Origin of the sequence: Deinococcus roseus (genome assembly GCF_014646895.1) — a bacterium.
GTDB classification, from domain to species: Bacteria; Deinococcota; Deinococci; order Deinococcales; family Deinococcaceae; genus Deinococcus_C; species Deinococcus_C roseus.
The window spans coordinates 78,635-100,258 of record NZ_BMOD01000005.1 but is presented as its reverse complement, the minus strand read 5'-3'; the positions used below and the strand labels follow the sequence as shown (position 1 = coordinate 100,258).

The 21,624-nt window shown below is 56.2% G+C and carries 22 protein-coding genes; 6 read left to right on the top strand and 16 right to left on the bottom strand.

The window, feature by feature from the left end:
- Positions 1–181 precede the first annotated feature (181 nt).
- The 4 genes from IEY52_RS09130 to IEY52_RS09115 all read left to right on the top strand — a co-directional run bounded on the left by IEY52_RS09130 (position 182) and on the right by IEY52_RS09115 (position 4,983).
- Positions 182–1,363: an acetate kinase gene (locus IEY52_RS09130; protein ID WP_189002373.1), complete on the top strand. Its 1,182-nt coding sequence runs from the start codon at positions 182–184 to the stop codon at positions 1,361–1,363.
- On the top strand, positions 1,360–3,450 hold the full coding sequence (gene pta, locus IEY52_RS09125; RefSeq protein ID WP_189002372.1) for a phosphate acetyltransferase: 2,091 nt from the start codon (positions 1,360–1,362) through the stop codon (positions 3,448–3,450). The genes IEY52_RS09130 and pta overlap by 4 nt, the downstream gene beginning before the upstream one ends.
- A 203-nt stretch (positions 3,451–3,653) precedes the next feature.
- Complete coding sequence (locus IEY52_RS09120; RefSeq protein WP_189002371.1) at positions 3,654–4,142, top strand: SRPBCC family protein; 489 nt, start codon at positions 3,654–3,656, stop codon at positions 4,140–4,142.
- A gap of 136 nt (positions 4,143–4,278) precedes the next feature.
- Positions 4,279–4,983, top strand: coding sequence for an SDR family oxidoreductase (locus tag IEY52_RS09115; protein WP_189002370.1), 705 nt, complete (start codon positions 4,279–4,281; stop codon positions 4,981–4,983).
- Between the two features lie 38 nt (positions 4,984–5,021).
- On the opposite strand, the gene IEY52_RS09110 is transcribed toward IEY52_RS09115, so the two are convergent.
- The 8 genes from IEY52_RS09110 to IEY52_RS09075 form a co-directional block, all read right to left on the bottom strand.
- A complete protein-coding gene (locus IEY52_RS09110; RefSeq protein WP_189002369.1) occupies positions 5,022–5,282 on the bottom strand; it encodes a hypothetical protein in 261 nt (86 codons plus the stop codon).
- Positions 5,283–5,411: 129 nt separating this feature from the next.
- Positions 5,412–6,089, bottom strand: coding sequence for a ribose 5-phosphate isomerase A (gene rpiA / locus IEY52_RS09105; protein WP_189002368.1), 678 nt, complete (start codon positions 6,087–6,089; stop codon positions 5,412–5,414).
- The gene (gene prxQ / locus IEY52_RS09100) at positions 6,086–6,568 is read right to left on the bottom strand and encodes a thioredoxin-dependent peroxiredoxin PrxQ (RefSeq protein ID WP_308425002.1); all 483 of its coding nucleotides are present in this window, start codon (positions 6,566–6,568) and stop codon (positions 6,086–6,088) included. Before prxQ ends, rpiA begins: the two co-directional genes overlap by 4 nt.
- A 163-nt stretch (positions 6,569–6,731) precedes the next feature.
- A complete protein-coding gene (locus IEY52_RS09095) occupies positions 6,732–8,237 on the bottom strand; it encodes a glycoside hydrolase family 36 protein (protein WP_189002367.1) in 1,506 nt (501 codons plus the stop codon).
- Between the two features lie 87 nt (positions 8,238–8,324).
- A complete protein-coding gene (locus IEY52_RS09090; RefSeq protein ID WP_189002366.1) occupies positions 8,325–9,641 on the bottom strand; it encodes an ABC transporter substrate-binding protein in 1,317 nt (438 codons plus the stop codon).
- Between the two features lie 169 nt (positions 9,642–9,810).
- Complete coding sequence (locus IEY52_RS09085; protein WP_189002365.1) at positions 9,811–10,713, bottom strand: carbohydrate ABC transporter permease; 903 nt, start codon at positions 10,711–10,713, stop codon at positions 9,811–9,813.
- Positions 10,714–10,723: 10 nt separating this feature from the next.
- Positions 10,724–11,257 (bottom strand): carbohydrate ABC transporter permease, encoded by a 534-nt coding sequence (locus IEY52_RS09080; protein WP_189002364.1) that lies wholly within the window; start codon positions 11,255–11,257, stop codon positions 10,724–10,726.
- A gap of 10 nt (positions 11,258–11,267) precedes the next feature.
- A complete protein-coding gene (locus tag IEY52_RS09075) occupies positions 11,268–12,275 on the bottom strand; it encodes an IS630 family transposase (protein ID WP_189002363.1) in 1,008 nt (335 codons plus the stop codon).
- 113 nt (positions 12,276–12,388) lie between these two features.
- Here IEY52_RS09075 and IEY52_RS09070 point away from each other — a divergent pair, with 113 nt between their 5' ends.
- Positions 12,389–12,919 (top strand): hypothetical protein, encoded by a 531-nt coding sequence (locus IEY52_RS09070; RefSeq protein ID WP_189002362.1) that lies wholly within the window; start codon positions 12,389–12,391, stop codon positions 12,917–12,919.
- Here the strand turns inward: IEY52_RS09070 and IEY52_RS09065 are convergent.
- The 6 genes from IEY52_RS09065 to IEY52_RS09040 form a co-directional block, all read right to left on the bottom strand.
- On the bottom strand, positions 12,916–13,344 hold the full coding sequence (locus IEY52_RS09065; protein WP_189002361.1) for a carbohydrate ABC transporter permease: 429 nt from the start codon (positions 13,342–13,344) through the stop codon (positions 12,916–12,918). The two genes, IEY52_RS09070 and IEY52_RS09065, sit on opposite strands and share 4 nt — an antisense overlap.
- Positions 13,345–13,464: 120 nt before the next feature.
- A complete protein-coding gene (locus IEY52_RS09060) occupies positions 13,465–14,481 on the bottom strand; it encodes a LacI family DNA-binding transcriptional regulator (RefSeq protein ID WP_189002360.1) in 1,017 nt (338 codons plus the stop codon).
- 228 nt (positions 14,482–14,709) lie between these two features.
- On the bottom strand, positions 14,710–15,903 hold the full coding sequence (locus IEY52_RS09055; protein ID WP_189002359.1) for an FtsX-like permease family protein: 1,194 nt from the start codon (positions 15,901–15,903) through the stop codon (positions 14,710–14,712).
- On the bottom strand, positions 15,900–16,553 hold the full coding sequence (locus tag IEY52_RS09050; protein WP_229684698.1) for an ABC transporter ATP-binding protein: 654 nt from the start codon (positions 16,551–16,553) through the stop codon (positions 15,900–15,902). The genes IEY52_RS09055 and IEY52_RS09050 overlap by 4 nt, the downstream gene beginning before the upstream one ends.
- Entirely contained in the window at positions 16,550–16,969 is a 420-nt protein-coding gene (locus IEY52_RS09045) for a hypothetical protein (protein ID WP_189002358.1), read from the bottom strand. The genes IEY52_RS09050 and IEY52_RS09045 overlap by 4 nt, the downstream gene beginning before the upstream one ends.
- Positions 16,970–17,049: 80 nt before the next feature.
- On the bottom strand, positions 17,050–18,789 hold the full coding sequence (locus IEY52_RS09040) for an alkaline phosphatase (RefSeq protein ID WP_189002357.1): 1,740 nt from the start codon (positions 18,787–18,789) through the stop codon (positions 17,050–17,052).
- A gap of 209 nt (positions 18,790–18,998) precedes the next feature.
- On the opposite strand from IEY52_RS09040, the gene IEY52_RS09035 reads away from it, so the two are divergent.
- The gene (locus IEY52_RS09035) at positions 18,999–19,463 is read left to right on the top strand and encodes a hypothetical protein (protein ID WP_189002356.1); all 465 of its coding nucleotides are present in this window, start codon (positions 18,999–19,001) and stop codon (positions 19,461–19,463) included.
- Between the two features lies 1 nt (position 19,464).
- Here IEY52_RS09035 and IEY52_RS09030 read toward each other — a convergent pair whose 3' ends face one another.
- A complete protein-coding gene (locus tag IEY52_RS09030) occupies positions 19,465–20,193 on the bottom strand; it encodes an ABC transporter ATP-binding protein (protein WP_229684697.1) in 729 nt (242 codons plus the stop codon).
- Between the two features lie 85 nt (positions 20,194–20,278).
- Entirely contained in the window at positions 20,279–21,619 is a 1,341-nt protein-coding gene (locus IEY52_RS09025; protein WP_189002354.1) for a hypothetical protein, read from the bottom strand.
- Between the last annotated feature and the right edge of the window lie 5 nt (positions 21,620–21,624).

Below are 21,624 nucleotides of genomic sequence, written 5' to 3'. Positions count from 1 at the left end.
GAAGGTTTGAGATTTCTTCCATGGGGCGAGGCATGCCTCGCCCCAACATTTTTCGTTGTAGATCCCACACCTTGATCTTTTGCCCTTGGCTCTCGGCATCCACACATTCCTTCATGCCTTCTGCCCCTTCTGGGTCAATCCTCACTTTAGAAAGTTTTCCCAGACGGGTAAAGTGAAGCAAATGCACGATACCCTGGTGATCAATTGTGGCAGTTCCTCTTTAAAATTTGCCCTGATCCGGCTGTCCAGTCAGGAGACCCTGCTGAGCGGTCTGGCCGAGAAATTGTTTGAAGCAGAACCCGTGCTGACCGTCAAAAGTGCTGCCGGGAAACAGGTGGTGAAGCTTTCAGAGCAAGGCCACGCCGAGGCCATGCGCGGCATTCTGGGGGTGTTGCAGGAACAGGATTTGCTGTCCCAGGTGTCCAGTGTGGGTCATCGGGTGGTGCATGGTGGGGAGTTCTTCAAATCTGCGACCCGCATTGATGCTGCCGTGGTGCAGGCCATTCGGGACTGCATTCCGCTGGCTCCGCTGCACAATCCGGCCAACCTGCTGGGCATCGAGGAGGCCATGAAAGCTTTCCCGGACCTGCCCCATGTGGCCATTTTTGACACGGCCTTTCACCAGACCATGCCAGAGCAGGCTTACCGCTATGCCCTGCCCGATAACCTGTACCAGGAGCATGGGGTGAGGCGCTATGGTTTTCACGGGACCAGCCACCAGTACGTGACCCAGCAGGCGGCAAAGTTGCTGGGAAAACCCCTGGAGGACACCTGTCTGGTCAGTGCCCACCTGGGAAACGGTTGCTCGATCACGGCGGTGAAAGGAGGCCAGAGTGTGGACACCAGCATGGGCATGACTCCACTGGAAGGGCTGGTGATGGGCACCCGTTCAGGAGACCTGGACCCCAACATTCATTTGTTCCTGTCCCAGACGCTGGGCTGGACACTGGAGCAAGTCACGAATGTGCTGAACAAAAAAAGCGGATTGCTGGGCATCTCCGGGCTGTCCAACGACTGTCGGGAGCTGGAAGAGGCAAAAAATCAGGGACATGCAGGTGCAACGCTGGCCCTGGAGGTGTTCTGTTACCGTCTGGCCAAGTATGTGGCTGCCATGGCAGTGCCTCTGGGCAGGGTGGACGCCCTGATCTTCACAGGAGGCATCGGAGAGAACAGCCGTTTCGTGCGTGAGAAAACCCTGTCCCACCTGGGCATTCTGGGGTTTCATCTGGACCCGGAGAAGAATGCTGGCATGGTGGGAGGCCAGTCGGGTCCCATCACCCGTGAAGGTGGGCCAGTGGCCCTGGTGGTGGGCACCAACGAAGAGCGGATGATTGCTTTGCAAACCCGGGAGGTGCTGTCGTGAAAATCTTTTTTGTCGCTCCGGTGGGTCAACAGGTGGGTCTGTCCAGCACAGCGCTGGGTCTGGTGCGGGCCTTGCAGAGGGCTTCGCTGAAAGTGGGGTTCTGCAAGCCCATCGCGCAGGACCACACCAGCCTGGACCGCAGCGTGCATTTCGCCAAGGAGAACTGCAAGGTGCAGTCCCCCTCCCCCATCAACCTGGACCGGGCCGAGATGTTTCTGGGCCAGCACCAGGAAGACAGCCTGATGGAAGAGGTGGTGAGTGTCTTTCAGAAGGCCTCCGAGGGGGCAGATGTGGTGGTGGTGGAGGGTCTGGCCATCACCGGAAAAAACCCTTATGCCAGTCAGCTCAATGTTTCGATGGCCCGCAACCTGGGGGCAGACACCGTGCTGGTGGCCTCCCTGGCCGGGAACACCACTTTTGATCTGGCAGACCAGCTGGAAATCACCGCCCACGATTACGCCAGCAGCAACCGTCAGGCCCTGGCGGGTTATGTGCTGAATTTTGCCGAGCCTGACACCGATGTGATGAAACTTCTGCACGATCTGCGCACCCACAGCGCACTGCTGGCCGGGCTGCCCATGCTGGGGGTGCTGCCTCGCAATGCAGAACTGGCTGCTCCACGCACCTGGGATGTGGCCCAGCATCTGCATGCCAGGATCCTGAACCAGGGTCACATGAAGATGCGGCGGGTGCGGGCCAACATGGTTTCGGCCCGTTCGGTGAACCGCATTGTGGAACTGTTCAAACCCGGAACCCTGGTGGTGGTGCCTGGAGACCGCGAGGATGTGATCATGGCGACCAGTCTGGCCAGCCTGAATGGCATTCCACTGGCAGGCATGCTGGTGACCTGTGGTGAGATGCCCAACGAGAACATCCTGCGCCTGTGCAGGCCTGCACTGAACTCGGATCTGCCGGTGATGCTGGTGGATTCCAACAGTTACCAGACCGCAAATTTGCTGAGCCAGATGGATCCTCAGGTGCCTCTGGACGACCTGGAACGCATGGAGCAGGTGCTGGATTTCGTGGCAGACCGCCTGGATTCGGGCTCCCTGCAGCAGAACATCCATCTGACCCACGAGCGCAGGATGTCTCCTCCGGCTTTCCGTTTTGAATTGATCCAGAAGGCCCGTGCTGCCCGCAAACGCATCGTGCTGCCTGAAGGTGATGAGCCCCGCACCGTCAGGGCTGCCATTTTGTGCCATGAAAAAGGCATTGCCGAGTGCATTTTGCTGGCCCCTCCTGAACGGGTGCACCATGTGGCCGAAGCGCAGGGTTTGCACCTCCCCGAGAATTTGAAGGTGCTGGATCCAGCCAGCGTGCGTGCAAGGTACATCGAGCCAATGGTGGAACTGCGCAAGCACAAGGGCCTCACCCACCCAATGGCAGAACAGCAACTGGAAGACACCGTGGTGCTCGGGACCATGATGCTTGCTCTGGGAGAGGTGGACGGTCTGGTGAGCGGGGCCATCCACACCACCGCCAACACCATCCGACCGGCTTTGCAACTGATCAAGACCGCTCCGAGCGCCAGCATTGTCAGCAGTGTCTTTTTCATGCTGATGCCTGAACAGGTGCTGGTGTACGGGGATTGCGCCGTGAATCCCAACCCCACTGCGGAAGAGCTGGCAGACATTGCCATCCAATCTGCAGATTCTGCTGCAGCTTTTGGGATCATTCCCAGGGTCGCCATGATCAGTTATTCCACGGGGACTTCTGGAGCCGGGGACGATGTGGAGAAGGTGCGCAAGGCCACCGAACTGGCAAGGACCAAGCGGCCTGATCTGGTGATCGATGGTCCCATGCAATATGACGCGGCCAGTGTGGTCAGTGTGGGCGAGCAGAAAGCACCAGGCAGTCCTGTGGCAGGAAAAGCCACGGTGTTCATCTTTCCAGACCTCAACACCGGGAACACCACCTACAAGGCGGTGCAGCGCAGTGCCCATGTGGTGAGTGTGGGTCCGATGCTTCAGGGCCTGAGAAAACCGGTCAATGACCTCTCCCGGGGTGCCCTGGTGGATGACATCGTATACACCATTGCCCTGACCGCCATTCAGGCGGCACAGACCCAGCACCTGACCCCTTCCTGAAGGTTTTTGATTGGGGTTGTTGAAAAGTCGGTAAGACAAAATGTTCAAAAGCATCCCGGATCAAAAGGTCCGGGATGCTTTGTGAGGCGACTTTGCAAAGAAGATGTGATCTCAATCACAGGATGGGTTTTGAGGTCATGGTTTTGTAAGTGTTTTCCCGATACACTGGGTTCATACAGCACAACTTCAGGAAGGAGAAGGACATGAACAACTACAAACACACCGAAAGGCTCAGTGTTGCTCCCGGAGACCTCTGGCAGGTGCTGACCGATGTGGCCCACTGGAGCATGTGGGACACCGAAGTGGAAAGCGCTCAGATGGAAGGCCTCTTTAGACAGGGCTCAAAAGGAACGATCAAACACAAAAATGGCGGCTCAATCAAGTTTTCCGTGCTTTTGTGCGATGTGGGACAGAGCTACATCATCTCCACCACCCTTGCGCTTGGGGTGGAAATGCTGACCAAACGCTACTGGGAAAAAGACGGCAACGACATCCTGCTGACCCAGGAAATCACCCTGATTGGCCCCATGGCCCCCATCTTCCTGCGCATGCGCAAAGAGGGCTTCAGCAAAAACGTGCCCCAGTCTTTGCAGAACATCAAAGCACTGCTTGAACCCCGTTTTCAGCAAAGCCAAAAGGAAAGCATCAATCACAATTACAGCGCAGAAACCAAGCCTGGATCGGTGTTTTGAAGATTTTGTGATTTGAAGCGTTTCCAACAGTACACCTTCTTTCTCCTTCTGAACCCGGATCCACAGGTCCGGGTTTTCCCTGCAATGTTTCCCAGAACGCAATTGGCCTGACCGGGCTTCAATAAAATAAACCCCCATGAAACACCAGAATGCACTGATCACCGGCGGATCCAAAGGCATTGGATACAGCATTGCAAAAACCCTGCTGGACGCAGGACTGAACGTCACCATCACCTCAAGAAAACAGGAAGACCTGGATGCAGCCGCAGCCTCACTGGGGCACCCTGAAAAACTGCTGGCCGTCAAAGCAGATGCCCGGGATTACGGTCAACTGGAAACCGCAGTGCAGGCCCACCTGCAGAAATTCTCTGCCCTGGACGTGGTGGTGGCCAATGCAGGAGTGGGGATCTTCAAACCCGTGCAGGATTTGACCCTGGAAGACTGGCACGCCGTGATCGACACCAACCTGACCGGGGTGTTCTATACCGTCAAAGCCACAGTGGACGCTTTAAGCAAAACCCAGGGCTACCTGATCACCATTTCCAGCCTGGCCGGAAAAAATCCCTTCGCTGGAGGGGCTGCGTACAACGCCAGCAAATTCGGTCTGAACGGATTCACCGAAGCTGCCATGATGGACCTGAGAACCCTGGGCATCAAAACCACCCAGATCATGCCTGGAAGCGTGGCCACCTACTTCAACAACCACACGCCCAATGAACAGGATGCCTGGAAAATCCAGCCCGAGGACATCGCCCAGATCGTGCAGGATTTGCTGGAAATGAACGAACGTGCCCTGCCTTCACGGGTGGAAGTGCGCCCAAGCCAGCCCAGAAAAGGCTGAGGTTTTCAAAAAGAAAAAGAGGCCACTGGCCTCTTTTCTTATGGCTGGGATTCGTCCTGGGCTTCCTGAACTTCCAGAAAATGGCTGGGATCATCGGGCTGAAACACCTGACGGATCCACTCGTAAGCGCTGCGCTCACTGGTGAAACTGCCGTACTCGCTGGGGTTGCCCTCCGTGAAGTAAATGCGGATCTGCCACTGGGTGGGCAGAATCTGGTGAATTTCAGCGCGGGTCACCTGGTCCAGGTTGATCACATTCTTCTGTCCATTGGGGTTTTTCACCATCAAAAAGTGGGCCATGCCTCCAGTGTGGACACACTTTGCTTTGATGTCTGTAAGAAAGCCCGAACCACAAAGCAAAAAGCGCCTTTTGAAGGGCGCTCTGTTGCTTCTGGAAATCTGACAGAAACCTTACAGGCTTTTTCTGACTCAATCTCTGGAAAATTCCTCGATGCGGTCCTCATGGGCCACAATGGCCCGCGCGGCCATGCCCAGAAAAAACCCGGTGTCCACCACACCGAGGGTGCTTTTCAGGCTGTGTTCCAGCGCAATGGGATTGGGATGGCTGAAGCGCAAATCCGCAATGTAGTTTCCATTGTCGGTGATCAGCAACTCACCGTTCTTCTCTCTGAGTTTTGGCTCCCCAAATCTGGCAAGGCGCTGCAAGGTGCTCTGAATTCCGAATTGCACCACTTCCACTGGCACTGGAGCTTTCTGGCCCAGATGGGACACCAGTTTGGTGTGGTCTGCAATCACGATGAATTCTCTGGCCTGCACCTCCACGATCTTTTCTCTCAGCAGGGCGGCACCCAGCCCCTTGATCAGGTCCAGGCTGGGAGAAATCTCGTCTGCCCCATCAATGGCAATGTCCAGGGGGGTGGGATCAAGGTCCAGCACGGTGATGCCATTCTCGCGGGCCAGACGTTCACTGTCGATGCTGGTCGCCACCGCCACGATGTCGGTCAGTTCGCCTTCCTTCAATTTACGGGCCAGTTCCAGAATGGCGTACTTCGCAGTGGACCCGGTGCCCAGACCCACCCGCATGCCACTCTGGATGTGACTGACCGCTTTGATGGCAGCCTGCTCCTTAAGGGCCTCCAGGCTCATGCAGGTCTCTTTTCCAGGTCTGCACGGATGGCTTTCAGAACGGCCTCGGTGTGCCCCTCCACTTTCACCATGTACCAGGCTTTCACGATTTTGCCTTCGGGGTCAATCACAAAGGTGGTGCGCTTGATGCCCTCTGTGATCTTGCCATAGTTGTTTTTGGGACCCCAGGCCCCGATTTCATTGATGTAATCTCCGGTCAGGTCTGAAAGCAGCGGGAAAGGCAGGCTGAACTTCTCTGCAAAAGCCGCATGGCTGTCCTGATCGTCCTTGCTGAGGCCCAGCACCTGAGCCCCGAGCTGCTTGAGTTCCAGACTGTCCCGGAAATCACAGGCCTCCTGCGTGCAACCGGGCGTGTCGTCTTTGGGGTAAACGTAAAGCACCACATGACGCCCCCGGTAATCTGCAAGGCGGTGGGTGGTGCCGTTCTGGTCCTGCAATTCAAAGTCAGGCATCTGTTGTTGGGCTTCGAGCTTGGTCACAGGAATAGGTATACCACGGAAGAAAAGGGGAAGTGGGTGTGGTGGGTTGTATTTTGCCGAGGACCGAGGGCCGAGGGCAAATTAAGCTTTTGCTTCAGCCATTCAGATGGCCTGTGTGCTTTGGCTTTTGCCCAGCAGAAACAGCTCTCGGTCCTCGGCTCATTCACACCCTCTCCAGCACCCGCTCCACCCGACTGCCGTGCGGAAAAATCCCATCCTGCAAATCTTCGGTCAGGTTGAAGGTGACGGTGTGGTAATGGGTGGGGGCCACCCCGAAACGTTCCTGCAGGGTGCGCGGCAAGTCTCTGGGCTGGAAATCCAGGGAGGTGCGCAGCACATCCAGGTCTTGCTTTTCCAGCAGCATCAGGGGGTCGCTGGAGGCCAGCAGGCCGCCGCACACCTGCAAGAGGCGCAGCAGGGCTTCCCTTTCCATGTCACTGAGCAGGCTGAGTTTCTGGCGGGCGATCATCACGTCCGGGTCGGGCATGTACCAGTGGTACTGGTAAAAACGACTCAGGCAGGTTTGCAGGGTGCCTTTCAGGCTGGGGTGGCTGCCGTCTTTGACCCACCTGCGCCTGGAACCATCGTCCCAGACCGGGGCCACGTCGGGTCCGATGCGCATGGCGTCCACCAGCCCGACGCTCTGGGCGAGCGGTGCGCCGCAGCCAAGAATGAACGCATCTCCAGCGCCTCTTTTGAAAGCTTCCAGGCCTTTGCGGTAGGCTTCGGTTCTGCTGAGGCCACCCCGGCGCACCCCTGGCAGGGCTCCTGCGAACAGGAAATCCAGCTTGAAGTAGGTGTACCCATGGCTTTTGAAGGTGCAGGCGAGCTCCTCCAGCCAGTCCAGCACCTCCTGCTGGGAGAGGTCCAGAGCGTAGTAATCGTTGTCCCAGTTGTCTCCTGCAACCACAGGCTGGCCCTTTTCGTCTTTCAGGAACCAGTCTGGGTGGTCCCGGAAAAGCTGGCTGGTGGGGCTGGCAATGAAGGGGGCAATCCACAGGCCTGCTTTGAAACCGAGCGCTTCAATCTGGGCCGGGATGCGGGCCACATCGCCCTGGAAGGAGGGGCGCTTTTCCAGCCAGTCTCCGAGGTCGTTCTGATAGCCATCGTCCAGCTGGAAACAATCGAAGGGGAGGCTCAGCTCTCTTGCCAGACGGGCATTTTCCAGAAAGTCATGTTCGGTGATGTTGCGGTAGTAGGAGTACCAGCTGCACCACACCCTCACTGGCTTCCACTGTGGGGCCTGCATGTTGTGGGCAAATTGCCGGGACAGTTCTTCAATGCGCTCAATGGGGGCATCGGTCCATTCAAAGACCACTTCTTCCGGGGGGCCGTCTGTCAGCAGGGTGACGGTGACTTTTTCGGCTTCGATGCGGGCCTCCCAGCAGCTCACACTGGTTTTTGCAGAGAGGGCAAAACCCACGTAAGCCCCACTTTCGGTGATGAGGGCAATCAGGTGGTGGCTGCGCCAGATGCCTTTTTCTCCACTGGGCGGGAACTGGATGTCGTAACCCTGTTTGACCAGTTCATCCAGAATGGGCCTTTGCTGCACATCGGAGAGGTCCCTGAGGTCTGCGTCGCTCCAGCTCTGGTAACCATTGAGCAGGATCTGGTAGGGCTGTGCGGGAAGAATCCAGGTGTGGGTCTGTGTGGTCAGGCGGTCTTGCATGGTGCTCCTTGAGGGGTGCAAAGAATTGGGGAAGCCTCTTGCCGAAGGCTTCCCCGAGGAAAAGGGAGGTGGATGGGTGATGTGGGCTTATTTGAAGAGTTTGTTGACTTTCTCGTTGGCGTCTCTCAGGGCACTGGCCGCATCAGTCTTGCCCAGGTACACGTTTTCCAGCGCGGTGGTCATGATGCTGTTGATCTCACTGGCGTTGTCGGTGATGGGAAACAGGAAGGTGCTGCCTTTGGTCTGGGTCAGCTTGGTGAAGGCAGACACGTCTGCGCCGTTCTTCTTGTGGGCGGCCAGGGCGTTGCTCACGCCTTTCTTGGTGGCGGGGAACACCACCCCGAATTTGCCCACGGCGCTTTCACAGGCATCACTTCCCAGGTACTTGACCCATTTCCAGGCTTCTTCCTTGTGCTTGCTGCCCACCCAGATGCTGTCTGCCAGACCGTTGAACATGCTGACCCGTTTTCCGGTGGGTCCCACAGGAAGCAAGGCAAAACCCACATCGAACTTGGCGTTTTCGATGTACCACTTGATCATCCAGCTGCCATCGGTGGTCAGCGCGGCTTTGCCTGCCACGAAGTTGCTGTTGGCCCCCAGGCCTCTGGAGTCCTTGTAGGGCATCAGCAAACCTTTTTTGAGGCTGAGGTCGGTGAGCCACTGGATGGTTTCGGCCAGTCTGGGGTCATCGTAGTAGTATTTGGTGGCGTACAGACCATCGTTGTACTTGAAGCCGTTGGAGGCCGCGAGCCAGCTCCAGCCCGTCTGTCCGTAGGGGTTGGGGTCAAAGGGGCTGACAAAGCCGTACTGCTTGACTTTGGTTTTATCAAAACTCCTGGACAGTCCGTTGTTGCCGTTCTGGTCCAGGGAAAGCTGGGCGATCAGTTTCTCAAAGGTGCCGCCATCTCTGGGGTTCCATTTGAGGCTGCTGAGCGTTTTCTCGCTGATCCCGGCTTTTTTCAGCATGTCTTTGTTGTAGATGATCGCGACGGTGTCCCAGTCTTTGGGCAGACCGTACTGCTTGCCGTCCCTGCCCCACAGGGAGTAGAGGCCTTCCAGGTAGATGTCGGTTTTGACGTTGTCCCGTTTGATCCAGGGGGACACATCCACAATCTGGCCGTTGAGGGCAAACTCGGGATATTTGGAGAGGTGGTTGGTGAAGACATCGGGGGCTGTCCCCGCCACAAATCCGGTGGTGATGCCCGTCCAGTAATCGTTCCAGCCTTTCTGGCTGATTTTGATGTTGATGTCGGGGTTGAGTTTCTGGAAGTCTTTTGCGCACTGCTGGTAGGCAGGGAGCTGGCTGCTGTCCCACAGCCAGTAATCCACGGTGGTGGCTGCGCTGGCGCTGGAAACGGTGGCGGAAAGGGCAAGGATGCTGCTGATGGTCACAAACTTTTTCATAAGGGTCCTCCGGGGCAAAAGTGGGGCTTTCTGGGCGATTTTGTCTCCATTCAAGGCCTTCTCCCTCCTTGAATGCTGAAACCTGGGTTGTGTGAGGAAGTCAACGGTTTACAGTTGACAGTTCACAGTGAGAAAATGCTTTTCTGGTCAGAGCCCGCTGCCGTAAGGCTCACTTGCCGCCACTGAAGGCGAGGGATTCGATGACCCGTTTGCCCATGATCAGCAGCAAAATGAACACCGGGATGATGGATAAGAACGCTCCGGCCATCAGGCCCGTCCAGTCCGGGGAGCCCTGCGGGGTCTGGGTCTGGAATTGCTGCAGGGCCACAGGGAGGGTGTACACGCTTTCGTCTTTGCCAATCAGGTAAGGCCAGAAGAAGTCGTTCCACATGCCGATGGTGGTGAGGATGCCCAGGGTGGCGAGGGGTCCCTGGCTCATGGGGAGCACCACCTTCCAGAAGATCATGAAAGGGCTCGCACCGTCCAGCACGGCGGCTTCTTCAGTTTCTTTGGGGATGGAGAGAAAAAACTGCCTGAGGAAGAACACCGCGAAGGGGGTCATCAGGATGTAGGGGGCGACCATGCCCTGCATGGTGTTGAGCCAGCCCAGGTTCTTGATGGTGATGAAGTTGGGAATGAACAGCACGATTCCGGGGACCATCATGGCGGTGAGCAGCAGGGTGAAAATCTGGTCCCGGAAAGGGAATTTCAGCCTGGCGAAGGCGTAGGCAGCCAGGGCAGAAAAGAAGGTCTGTCCGATCACGATCAGTCCGGTGAACACCACCGAATTCCAGATGCTTCTGAGGAAGTTCACGCTCTGGCCGGAACCGCCAGCTTTGAGGGCATCTTCGGCACTGACCATTCCGAGGACCCGTTTGAAGTTGTCCAGGGTGGGTTCGCTGGGCAGCAGTCTGGGTGCCCCTTCAAAGAGGGTGGTGCTGCTGGAGAGGGCAGTTTTGAGCACAATCCAGATGGGGAAAATCGAGAGCACGATGACCAAGGTGATGCCGAACCAGGCGAGAAAGTGTTCCCAGGGGAGGTTTTTTCGGGGTTTGGGGGTGAGGACAGTCATGGGGAATCCTTTACGCGAGGTCCGACTGGTCGGCCCGGAAGAATTTGAGTTGCAGCAGGGTGACAATGAGGATGATGGCGAACAAAACCATGCTCATGGCGGTGGCGTAACCCATCTTGAAGAAGGCGAAGGCGTTCTCGTAGATGTAAAACACCAGCACTTTGGTGGCATCTGCAGGCCCGCCTTTGGTGGCCACAGCGATGGTGTCGAAGATCTGAAAACTGCCAATCAATGAGGTCACAGCCACGAACACGGTCACGGGCCTGAGCAGCGGCAGGGTGATCTTCCAGAACATCGCTCCTTCGCTGGCACCGTCAATCTTGGCGGCTTCGTAGACGCTTCTGGGGATGCTTTGCAGTCCGGCATAGAACAGCAGGGCAGTGAATCCAGCGTGCCGCCAGATGTTCACAAAGGCGACGGTGGGCAAAGCCTGATCGGTGGAGGCAAAGAAGTCCTGTTTGGGCAGGCCCAGCGTTTGCAGCATGCTGTTCACGATGCCCAGCGAAGGATCGAGGAGCCACAAAAACACCAGGGCCACCAGCACGTTACTGACCTCAGCAGATGTGGCAGAGACTGGAGGCTCGAAAAAATGACTGGACCAACTCTGGTCTGGATCTTACCTGTCGAAATCCCAAAGTCCAGGCCTGTTTCAGTTCCTTTAGATTTTTTGGGCATAAGTTGCGAATACGAAGCCGCTTGATCCACGACCACAACCACTCGATCGGATTGAACTCCGGCGCATAAGGTGGCGTGTGAAACACCGTGATGCGCTTTCCAACCTCGGTTTTCAGGAATTCCAGCACCACCCTGGCCCGGTGAATCCGGGCATTGTCCAGCAGAATGATCAGTGGACCATCCAGATGCTGCAGGAGATGCTTGAAGAACTTCACCACCTGCACACCCCGAATCGCATGCGGGTAGCACTGCTGATAGATTTTTCCACACGGGGTCATGCCTCCAATGATGGAGAGGTTATCCCAGTGGCCATGGGTCGGTAAGACCGGTGTTTTGCCCCGTTTCGCCCAGGTGACACCGCGCAGGGTTTTCAAACTAGACCCCACCTCATCACAGACCACCAGCGTGGCCCCTTGTTGCAGAGCCTTTTGAAGTCCTCGCAACTTCTCCTGCGTCCAGGTGTCGATCTGGAATTGGTTTCTCTCTCTGGACTGGACGCAGGCTTTCTGCGGACTGTAGCCCAGTCGATGCACCCTTTTGCGAAAATGTTCTGGGTGGAAGCGCAGGTTCTGGGTCAGGTAGAGCATTTGAGCCATCCGCTTGCTGGTCCAGCTCTCCGTAGGGTAACCAAAGTGCTTGGCTCCCCGTTGCAGATCCTGCTCAAAACGTTGAACATCCAACATTCTTGGGGGTCTGCCTGAAGAGATCGTCCTTTTCAGACCTGTTTGACCCTGTGCTCTCCAGCGTTTTTTCCACAATGAGACCGTATTGGGATGAACGCCCAGCTCATGGGCAATCTGTTTTTGGACATGGTGGGGATCTTCAAAACGTCTGGCTGCTTCCATGCGCCGTTCTTCCAGTTGGCTTCGGGTCAGTGTGCTGGGCATCCACTTCACCTGTCCAGCATAATCAGCTCGAACTTTTTGTTGCCTGAAAGGCATGTTCTGGGATTCAGCTATACTCTGGTGGAGGAAGAGAGATGACCTTGAACACCCGTGAATTGCTGCAGGACACCTATGATCTACACGTTTATGGAACATTTTCCCTGGACAAAGAGCGATTGCAACAGATTCAGGAACGCAGGTCTGAGTTGAAATTCTTGCCTGCAAACAAATCAGAGCCAACCCCAGAGTTCATGGGTTTGGAATTGGATGTGCTGCAAGCCATCTATCTGTGCAGGAGCCTGAAGGAAAACTTTAAAATCGTTGCGCTGCCTACCCCCATCCGTTACTGGGTCCCTCAGATTTCTGAAGAGGAAGCCTTTGAGATTGCAAAAATAGAGCACCTGCGGGTCATTCAGAACGATCCAGAACTGCAACTGGGGCCTTTAACGGACAAAGTGTTCGGCAGGTCTTATCAGATGTATGGAGTGGCTTATGGTTTCAATTGCGCGAACATCAAAGCACAACTGGCAGGTTATGTTCCTGGAACGTGGTGGGTGCATGTAGACATGGTGGATGGAACAGTGTGGACGGATAACCAACTCGATGCCAGAAAACTGATTTGTTATCTGGCACGAGGAGATTCTTAAGCGCTTGATGACTCACCGTGACTTACACTGACAACAGTAGAGAGCAGGTAAGGAAGGATCATCAGGCCCCGGATCACGGTGCTTTTGACCACCCGGTCCATCGCCACGGCCAGCAGGATGCCCAGCACGGTCTGGATGGGGATGTTGAGCAGCACGTATTTGAAGGTGATGCCCAGCGCAGACCAGAATTTTTCGTCCTGAAAGACCTGCAGGTAATTTTGCAATCCCACGAAACTGGGGGCACTGAGCATGTTCCAGTCGGTGAAGCTGATCCACAGCCCCCGGATGGCAGGATACAGGTAGAACAGGCCAAACCCGATGCAGGCTGGCAGGATGAAGGCAAGACCAATCAGGGCTTCCTGTCTGGCCCCCCTCTGGACAGTGCGGTCTGGGGTCAACTCGGGGTTGGCTTCGGTGGGGTTCATGGTCTCCTCCTCGGGTGAATCACTGGGTTGATGATGGTTGATCGTTCAACTTTCTGTCAGAAAGCAAGGTTGATCGTTCAACTTCTTGAGCTGCTGCAAAAATCGGAACGGGTCGAAAACTCAGGTGGAAGATCGAATGCGCAACGTGACGGGCATACCCAGGTGGCCCTGCACATCCTGGCCTTCCATCAGGGCCAGCAGGGTGTCCACAGCATGGTGAACCATCTCGACATAAGGCACATGCACCGTGGTGAGCGGGGGATTGGTGTAAAGCGAAAACTCGATGTCATCAAATCCACTGATGGACACCTCTTCAGGCACCTTCACACCCGCCTCAAAAGCTGCACTGAGCAGCCCAATCGCCATGCGGTCATTGGCAGCCAGAATGGCGTCCGGTCGGGTTGGGAGGTTCCACAGGTGCTCAAAAGCCCGCTTGCCCCCGCCAAAAGACCAGTCTGCAAAATAGATGTGTTCTTCTGGGACAGCAAGCTGCAGTTCACGGGTGGTGTCCAGAAAACCGCTGAGCCTGAGTTCTCCAGACTGGGTGTGGTCTTCCTGGCGGCCTCCCACAAAAGCCAGCTGTTTGCGGCCCTGGTTCACCATGTGCTGCACCAGTTGCCGGATGCCGTCCTGGTACTGGGGCATCACCGAAGGCAGACTGGAACTGGCATCAAAACGGTCAAAGAGCACGATGGGACAATTCCACCCAGCCAGTTCTGCAATCAGGGTTTCAGAAATGCTGGGGCTGAGGAACAGCAGACCATCCAGACGGCCCTGTGAAAGGTGGGTTTTGATTTCTTGCAGATCGCTGGAGCTGTCCTCGAAGCAGTGGTAGGTCAGCAGGCTGTAGTTGGCATCTTTCGCAGCTTTCGAAACAGCCGCCTGCACCATGTTGCGGTACGGGTCCTGCACATCGAAGTCAGCCACCTCGTAGAACACGCAACCCAGGGTCATGGACTTCTGCTGCCGCAGCACCTTGGCAGTGAAGTTGGGCACGAAGCCCAGTTCACGGATCACCCGCTCCACCCGTTCGCGGGTTTCGGGTTTGACGCTTTTGGTGTTGTTGATGATGTTGGAAACGGTCTGGTAGGACACGCCAGCACGTTCCGCAACAGCTTTCAGCGTGGCACGGGTCACAGTGGGTTCTCCTTGGGAAGCAGGTGGTTGAACGATCAACCTTTTTATAACAGAATTCTGACATGCGGTCAATCTGGCAAAAATCCCGCCCTGTCAAATGCATCTGGCCTGAAACAGTTGCACAGGAACAAAACCCGGAGATTTGTGCACCGGGTTCAGACTTTCAGGACTTGTTTTTCTTTCAAAACTTTACCGTAAAGCTTTCAAATTGCCTGATGGACTTCCGTTTTAGAGGTGCCGCAACACGCTTTCCCGTGAGGCTTTCAATGCGGGCACAAAGGCCGCCGCAATCCCCAGTGGAACCAGCATCAGCACCCTGAACAGCAAAGGCCAGGACACTTCTGGCGCAGGCAAACTGAAGCCCAGCTTCCCACCCAGAAGTTGCCCTCCGGTGTAACCCAGCAGGTACGCCAGCAAGATGCCTGCTGTGACCCCCAGGGTCACGGTCAGCAGGGTTTCCAGCAGCACCACATTGAAAATCAGGTTGCGGCCAGCGCCCAGCGCCCGCAAAACGGCCACACTTTTCAGGCGCTCAATGCCTGCCGCGTAAATGGAGAGCCAGACCGTCAGGGCAGCAAGAACCAGCACCAGCACCGCCAGCACGCCATAAGCTGCCTGTCCCTGCAGCAGGAAACTGCGCATCTGCCCGAAAACCTGCCCCGGAAAAACCGCCTGGGCCACCTGGCCTCTGTTGACCTGACCCGCCACATTGTAAAGATCCGCCAGGCTTTTTCCGGTGTAGAGGATGGCAGTGACTTCTCTGGCCGACGGATCAAAAATGCCATGCACCTCCCAGAGCGTCTCCATGGGGGTCAAAACCGCGCGGTCTGCCGGGCCTCCAGTGGGTTTCAGAATGCCCACCACGGTGTATTGCTGCTCGTGGTGCTCTTCCTCTTCGGGGTCTTCCAGGGCTTCCGTGCCATGGCTGGTCTGAAAGGTGGACCCCAGATGCAAGCCTGCCTGGGCTGCCACATTTGCACCGATCACGGTTTCAAAAGGCTTCTGGAACAGTTTTCCTGTGGAGACCTGAAAATAATCTGGCCCGGTGGGGGTCAGCTTCTGGGTGAAGAAATCTGGCGAGGTGCCCACCACCGGAAACCCGGCGTAATTGTCTCCAAACCCCAGTGGAACTGCACGGCGGGTTCGGTCATCGGTTTTGAGCTTCTGGAATTCGCTGTAGGGAATGTTCCCGATGGGCACGTCCAGGTAAAACAGGCTGCTGAGGATGGCCTGCGTGGGGCTGCCTTTTGCCGTGATCAGCAGGTCAAAAACCTGGGCGGCATCCTGCGCACCTCTTTCAACCTGACGGGACACCAGCGGCACCACCAGCGCAATGGAAGTCGCCAGGGCCACCACCAGCATGGTGATCAGCGTGGACATCCACCTCACCTTCAGGTTTTTGAGGGCAATCCAGAAGGTCATGCCAGTGCCCCCAGGGTCAGAAGGTCTGGAATGTGTTTTTTCACCAGTGGGTCGTGTGTCACCACGATCAGGGCAGCATTCAGGTCCTGTGCTGTGCTTTTCAACAAATCCATCACCTGATGGGAACGCGCTTCATCCAGGTGGGCAGTAGGTTCATCTGCCAGCAGGACTTCCGGGCGGTTCACGATGGCACGGGCAATGGCGACCCGCTGGCGTTCTCCTGTGGAAAGCTGCACTGGCAAATGGTGCAGCCTGTGCCCGAGGTCCACCCTGGAAAGGGCTTCGGTGGCCCGCTGTTTGCGTTCTCTGGGACTTACTCCTGCCAGCCCAAGGGCCAGCATCACGTTTTCCAGGGCCGTGTAACCCTGCATCAAATGAAAATCCTGAAAGATGTAGCCCAGGTGCCTCGCCCTGAAACCATCACGCTGGGCTTCATTCAGGCCTGCCAGATCGGTGCCACTGATTTTGACCTGCCCTGGCGCTGCCACCAGCAAACCCGAAAGGTAATGCAGCAAAGTGGTCTTGCCACTCCCTGAACTGCCCATCAGAACCCTCTGGTCTCCCCTGTGCACCGTGAAGCTGGGGTACTGCAGGGTCACAGGGTCACTGCAACTGGGATAGGTGTGAATCAGGTTGCGAACCTCGATCACAGTTCCTTCACCTGCTTTGCGTAAATGCGCACCAGGCTGACAAAACCGGTCTGGGGATCTTCTTTGATGCCCACCTCCAGTTTCCCGGTCACTTCCAGTTTGCGTGTGCTGGGATCGAGTTCCTTGCCTTCTGGCATGATCACCAGCACGATGTCCGGGGGCCAGTCTGCTGCCGTGGTGCAAAAAGGGCAGGTGGCCATTGGGGTGCGGGTCAGCACAAAAAAATCCAGCTTCGGTTTTAAAGGGGGGGCCATGTAACCCACCATCTTCACCTGCTGGCCGTTCTGTTTTTTCAGGATCGGGGAAAATTCAATGCCCCGCACCGTCACCTCGCTGTAGAGTTCGGTGAATTTGATGGGGGTCTGGGCGTGGGACAGGCCCAGCAGAAAAAGCAGCACAACCAAAAGTTTCTTCACATCACATCCTTTAACGGTGCTTTTTGAGCTTTTTGAAAAGACCTCCCCCGGACGCACATCCAGGGGAGGTCTGGCAAGGGTTACCTGTTCTCTTTTGCAGGGTTCAGACCCAGGGCTCTGGAGATCCCGAAGAAAATGTCGGTCTGGTCGATCACACCGTAGAAGTTCTGGGCTCCCGCACCCCAGGCAAAGAGGGGCAGGGGGTCAGAGGAGTGCACTTCGGAAGAAGCATTGGTGGGGAGGTTTCCGGTGCGCAGCACACCCGTCTTGCAGGCTTCAGGGTTGGCCACATAGCCACCTTTGCCGTCGCTGACAGCGGGGTCCATGAAGACTTCCGTCCAGGTGTAGGTTTCGCAGTAATCGGGGGTGTTGGCGAAGCCCACAGCAAGGCCCTGTTTGGCGTCTTTCAGGACAGGAATGCCGTTCTGGTCCACACTCTTGTAGTAGTCAGGCCAGCTGGAAGTCTCATACAGGCCCACAGCATTGCGGTTGCCGGGTCCTTTGGTGTAATCATAACCGCCATACACGCTGATGGAGTGGGAGTGGTCCGCAGTCACCACCAGCAAGGTGTCTGGGTGGGCCTTGACGTACTCTTTCAGGTAGGCAACGGTGTGGTCCAGTTCCAGCACATCCCAGATGCTACGGTGCCAGTCCATGGGGTGCTCGTACTTGTCGATCATGCCGCCTTCGATCAGCAGGGCAAAACCGTTGGGGTTCTTCTCCAGGGTGGTCACGGCTTTCTGGGCCATGTCCCACAGGAAGGGCATGTCGTTGAAGCTGCCCAGCATCTCAGGACGCTTGAACTGGGCACGGTCCAGGTAAGAGGGGAAGTTGTCGATGTTGAAGAGGCCGAACAACTTGCTGGAATCGGCTTTCAGCAGCTCGGTGCGGGTGGAGACAAAGCTGAACCCCTTCTTCTGGGATTGGTCAATCCAGTTGGTCTCGTCTTTGCGGCGGGAACCGGCAGCAGACTTGGGAATGAAGTCACGGGAGCCGCCAAACAGCAACACATCCGGCTGGGCAGGACCATTGAAGTACTGGTCTGCAATGGACTGGTAATCCCCACGGCGGCGGGTGTGGGTGGCAATGCTGGCCGGAGTCGCATCGGTCCCGAAGGTGTTGGTGACAATGCCCAGACCCATGCCACGGGTGCGTTTCAGCAGTTCCCCGATGGTTTCAAATCTGGGGTTGTCCAGGGTGTCCGCCGTGTTGTCGGGGTAGACGTTCAGGGCGTTCACTTCCTGCTTCTGTCCGGTCATGATGCCTGCAGCACTGTTGGCAGAGTCGGTGATGAAGGCGTCCAGGCTGTTGTTGGTGACGGTGGCAAAACCCTGCAGGTCTTTTTCCATCTCCAGGTTGCCTCTGGACTGGCCGTTTTCGCTGTTGTAGCCTTTTGCGACAATGCGGGCGGCGTTCACGGTGTTCCAGCCCATGCCGTCCCCGATCACAATGATCACGTTTCTGGCGCTCTTGCTGGTTTTCTTGAAGGATTCAGCAGTCCAGCTCAGGGTTCTGGTGACAGTGCTGTCCCCATCCTGAATCACCACTGCTGCAGTGTGCACCCCACCTTTGTTCAGGCTCTGGTCGCGCAGGGTCCATTCGTATTTGCCTTCAGCGCTGCTGGTTTGCTGAAATCCAGCCCAGGCTTTGCCGTCCAGAGTAACAGTGACCCCTTTGAAAGCCTTGATGTCGCTGGCTTCAATGCGCACGTCAAACTTCTGCCCGGTCAGGAATTTCGCTCCGTCATAGGGGAACACCCTCAGGCTGGCGGCACTGGCACTGGTGGTCAGGGCCAACAAAATCATGATGCTTTTCTGCATAAATCCTCCCTTTTTGCTCATCAACAGGGAGATTACCTACTGCGTGTCAATGCTTCTTCAGTGTCTGGTCATGGATCTGTCTGCTGGGGCCATCAGGTGGAGAGAAGGGCTGGATCTGGGGGAACAGCAGCAATCCAGTAGAATGACCACCAAAAGGCCAGATTCACCAAATGACCATACACTGAGAACCTCATCCTCAAGGAGTCGCCATGCCTCAACACAGTTTCATCCTGCCCCAGAAACCTGGTCCCCTTCCCCTGGCAGAGGTTCAGGCCTTTCTTGAGCCCTTCCATGCCGAATTGGTCAGTGCTGTTGATGGAGTTGAACACCAGGGTTTAAGGGCTGGCAGTCAGTTCTACGTGAAAATCAATCAGGAAATCTGGTTTCACATTTATGTCGATCCGTATGATCCAGAAATGTTCTCATATCGGGCAGATGTGGAGGAGATTCTCACAGATGAGGTTGAGCAGAAATATAAAAAAGCTGGTTTCGAGATTGTTTTTGAATACAGGACCAGAGTGGCATCACTCCATTTTGAACTTTTGTTTGGCCTCATGGCTTTGATCGCAGAATTGTGTGATGGTTATGCCCTTGTCACTGAATTTCCAGGCAAAGACGTGGTTCGCTCATGGGAAATCAGGGAGTGGATCCATCAGCAGACATACCATTCTTGACTCACACCCCCACAAATTCTTCAATTTTGCTGCGGGCATCCAAACTGTGCGTCTCGGTCTCCCCCACCACTTCACCATCCCGCAAAAAGATGATTTTCTCGGCACAGAGGGCAGCAGCAGGGTCGTGGGTCACCATCACCACGGTCCAGCCTTCCTCCCGGACCCCCTGCTGAAAAATCTCCAGCACCTCGCGGCCGTTTTTGCTGTCCAGGTTTCCGGTGGGTTCATCGGCCAGGATCACGCTGGGGTGGTTGATCAGGGCGCGGGCAATCGCCACACGCTGCCTCTGGCCTCCAGAGAGTTCAGAGGGTCGGTTTTTCAGGCGTCCCGTCAGGCCCAGACGGTCTGCCAGGGCGGGAAGCCGGGATTTTGCCTGCTTCAACTGTCCTGCCAGTTCGGAGGTCAGCAGAATGTTTTCCTCTGCACTGAGGGTGGGAATCAGTTCAAAGGTCTGAAAAATGAACCCGATTTTTTCCCGTCTGAGCAGGGTGAGGGCATCGTCTTTCAGGCCTCTGGTGGGAGTGGCAGCCAGGGTCACTTCACCCTGATCGGGCAGGTCCAGCAAACCCAGCAAATTCAGCAGGGTGCTCTTTCCACTGCCAGAGGGTCCCATCACGGCCACAAAACTGCCCTGCTGGATGTCCAGGCTCACCTGGCGGAGGGCGTGGACTTTTTCGGTGCCCAGAACGAAGGTCTTGGAGAGGTTGTGTGCTTGCAGGACGACTGGCATGTGCGCCTCCATCATACGGGAGATGGAGGGGTGCGGTGTGCATCTCCCGCATGGAAGCCTGCAAAACATCTGCCTGGTTGCAGTGTCACAAATCCTCGAATTCCATGTCCAGTTTGTCTGCATACTGCGTCAAAAGATAATCCCGCACATCGTCTAGAACTTTAAACTGAACCAGCAGTTCCTGACCGTTGTAAAGTTCAAACCAGCGAATCTCTGCCCGGTCAGAGAGGTACTGCACAGGTTTTTCTTCTGTGGAATGGATCAGGAAAAAGGCCCGCCCCTGTGCATCAAAGCCAAGTTGCCTCGCCTCGCCGCTTTCATAAAGGACCCGGATCACCAGAGGCTGATACTGCAGCACTTCTGTCACCGAAAGTCGTTTTTTTGAAGCCCAGGACTGTTCTGTGCTCTGGTGGTAGTGGGGATTGAGCCCCCGGATCTGGCGGTATTCCTGATAACGGCTGAGGACATCCGCTTCGGCTGCATCAAAGGAAGTCTGCTCAGCCACTTTCAGGCCTCTGAGCCACACTTCGGTTCGTTCAACCAATCCCAGGTCATCCGGGTCAACATGCCAGTGGTTCTCACCCTCCAGAAACAGAAAGTCCCTTTCCCCTTCCTGGTGCAGCAAAACATAAGGTCCTTTCAACTGGTTCAAACCCACTCCTGTCCTCGTCCAGAAGCGCACTTCGTAGGGACTGTACCTGAGGATTTCGTCACGGGTGGGATAAGACAATTCCGTCCACATGTCTGACGTGGTTTCCACGGGAACAGCTTCCTGACGGGTGAGGGTTTCGCGTGCAGACACTTCTGGAGACAGGGGCAACTTTCTGGATTTTCGGTGGGCCCGGTATCTGTCCAGCAACCATTCTTCTGCATCCTTGCGCTTGCCCGAAAACAGGGTTTCTCCCTGCATCCGCACCTCATGGTTGAGGGTTTTGCGTTCCTGGGACTGCAGCAACCCGCCTTCCCGGTGCTCGGTGATTTCGGTGACTTCGTAAACCGTCAGAACCCCAGAGGCCAGCACCTGCATGCGGCTTTGCTCGTGTTCTGAGAGCCACTCTGGAAGGTGTTTTCTGTTCAACACCCAGGTCCACACTCGGGCATTGAGGTTTTTGGGCAGGGTGAACGCCAGATAGACCTGGCCCAGACCAGAGGGTACCCCCACCCACCACAGGTTGTGGTTCCACCAGTGCAGCCAGGTTTGCAAAATCAGTCCTGCAGCCAGACCCACGTAAAGCCAACCTGCCACGGCACGAATCCGTTCAAATCTGCGCCGATACAGGGGCCAGGTGAGGGCAAAAATCAGCAAACCCAGACCCAGCAAAAGCCACCAGAAGTTGTTGTGCACCACCAGTCGCCCACTGGCAAACCCCACCAACAGGGCCAAAACAGCCAGTCCATTGAACATCCCTTGCATTGCTGCTTTCATGTCGC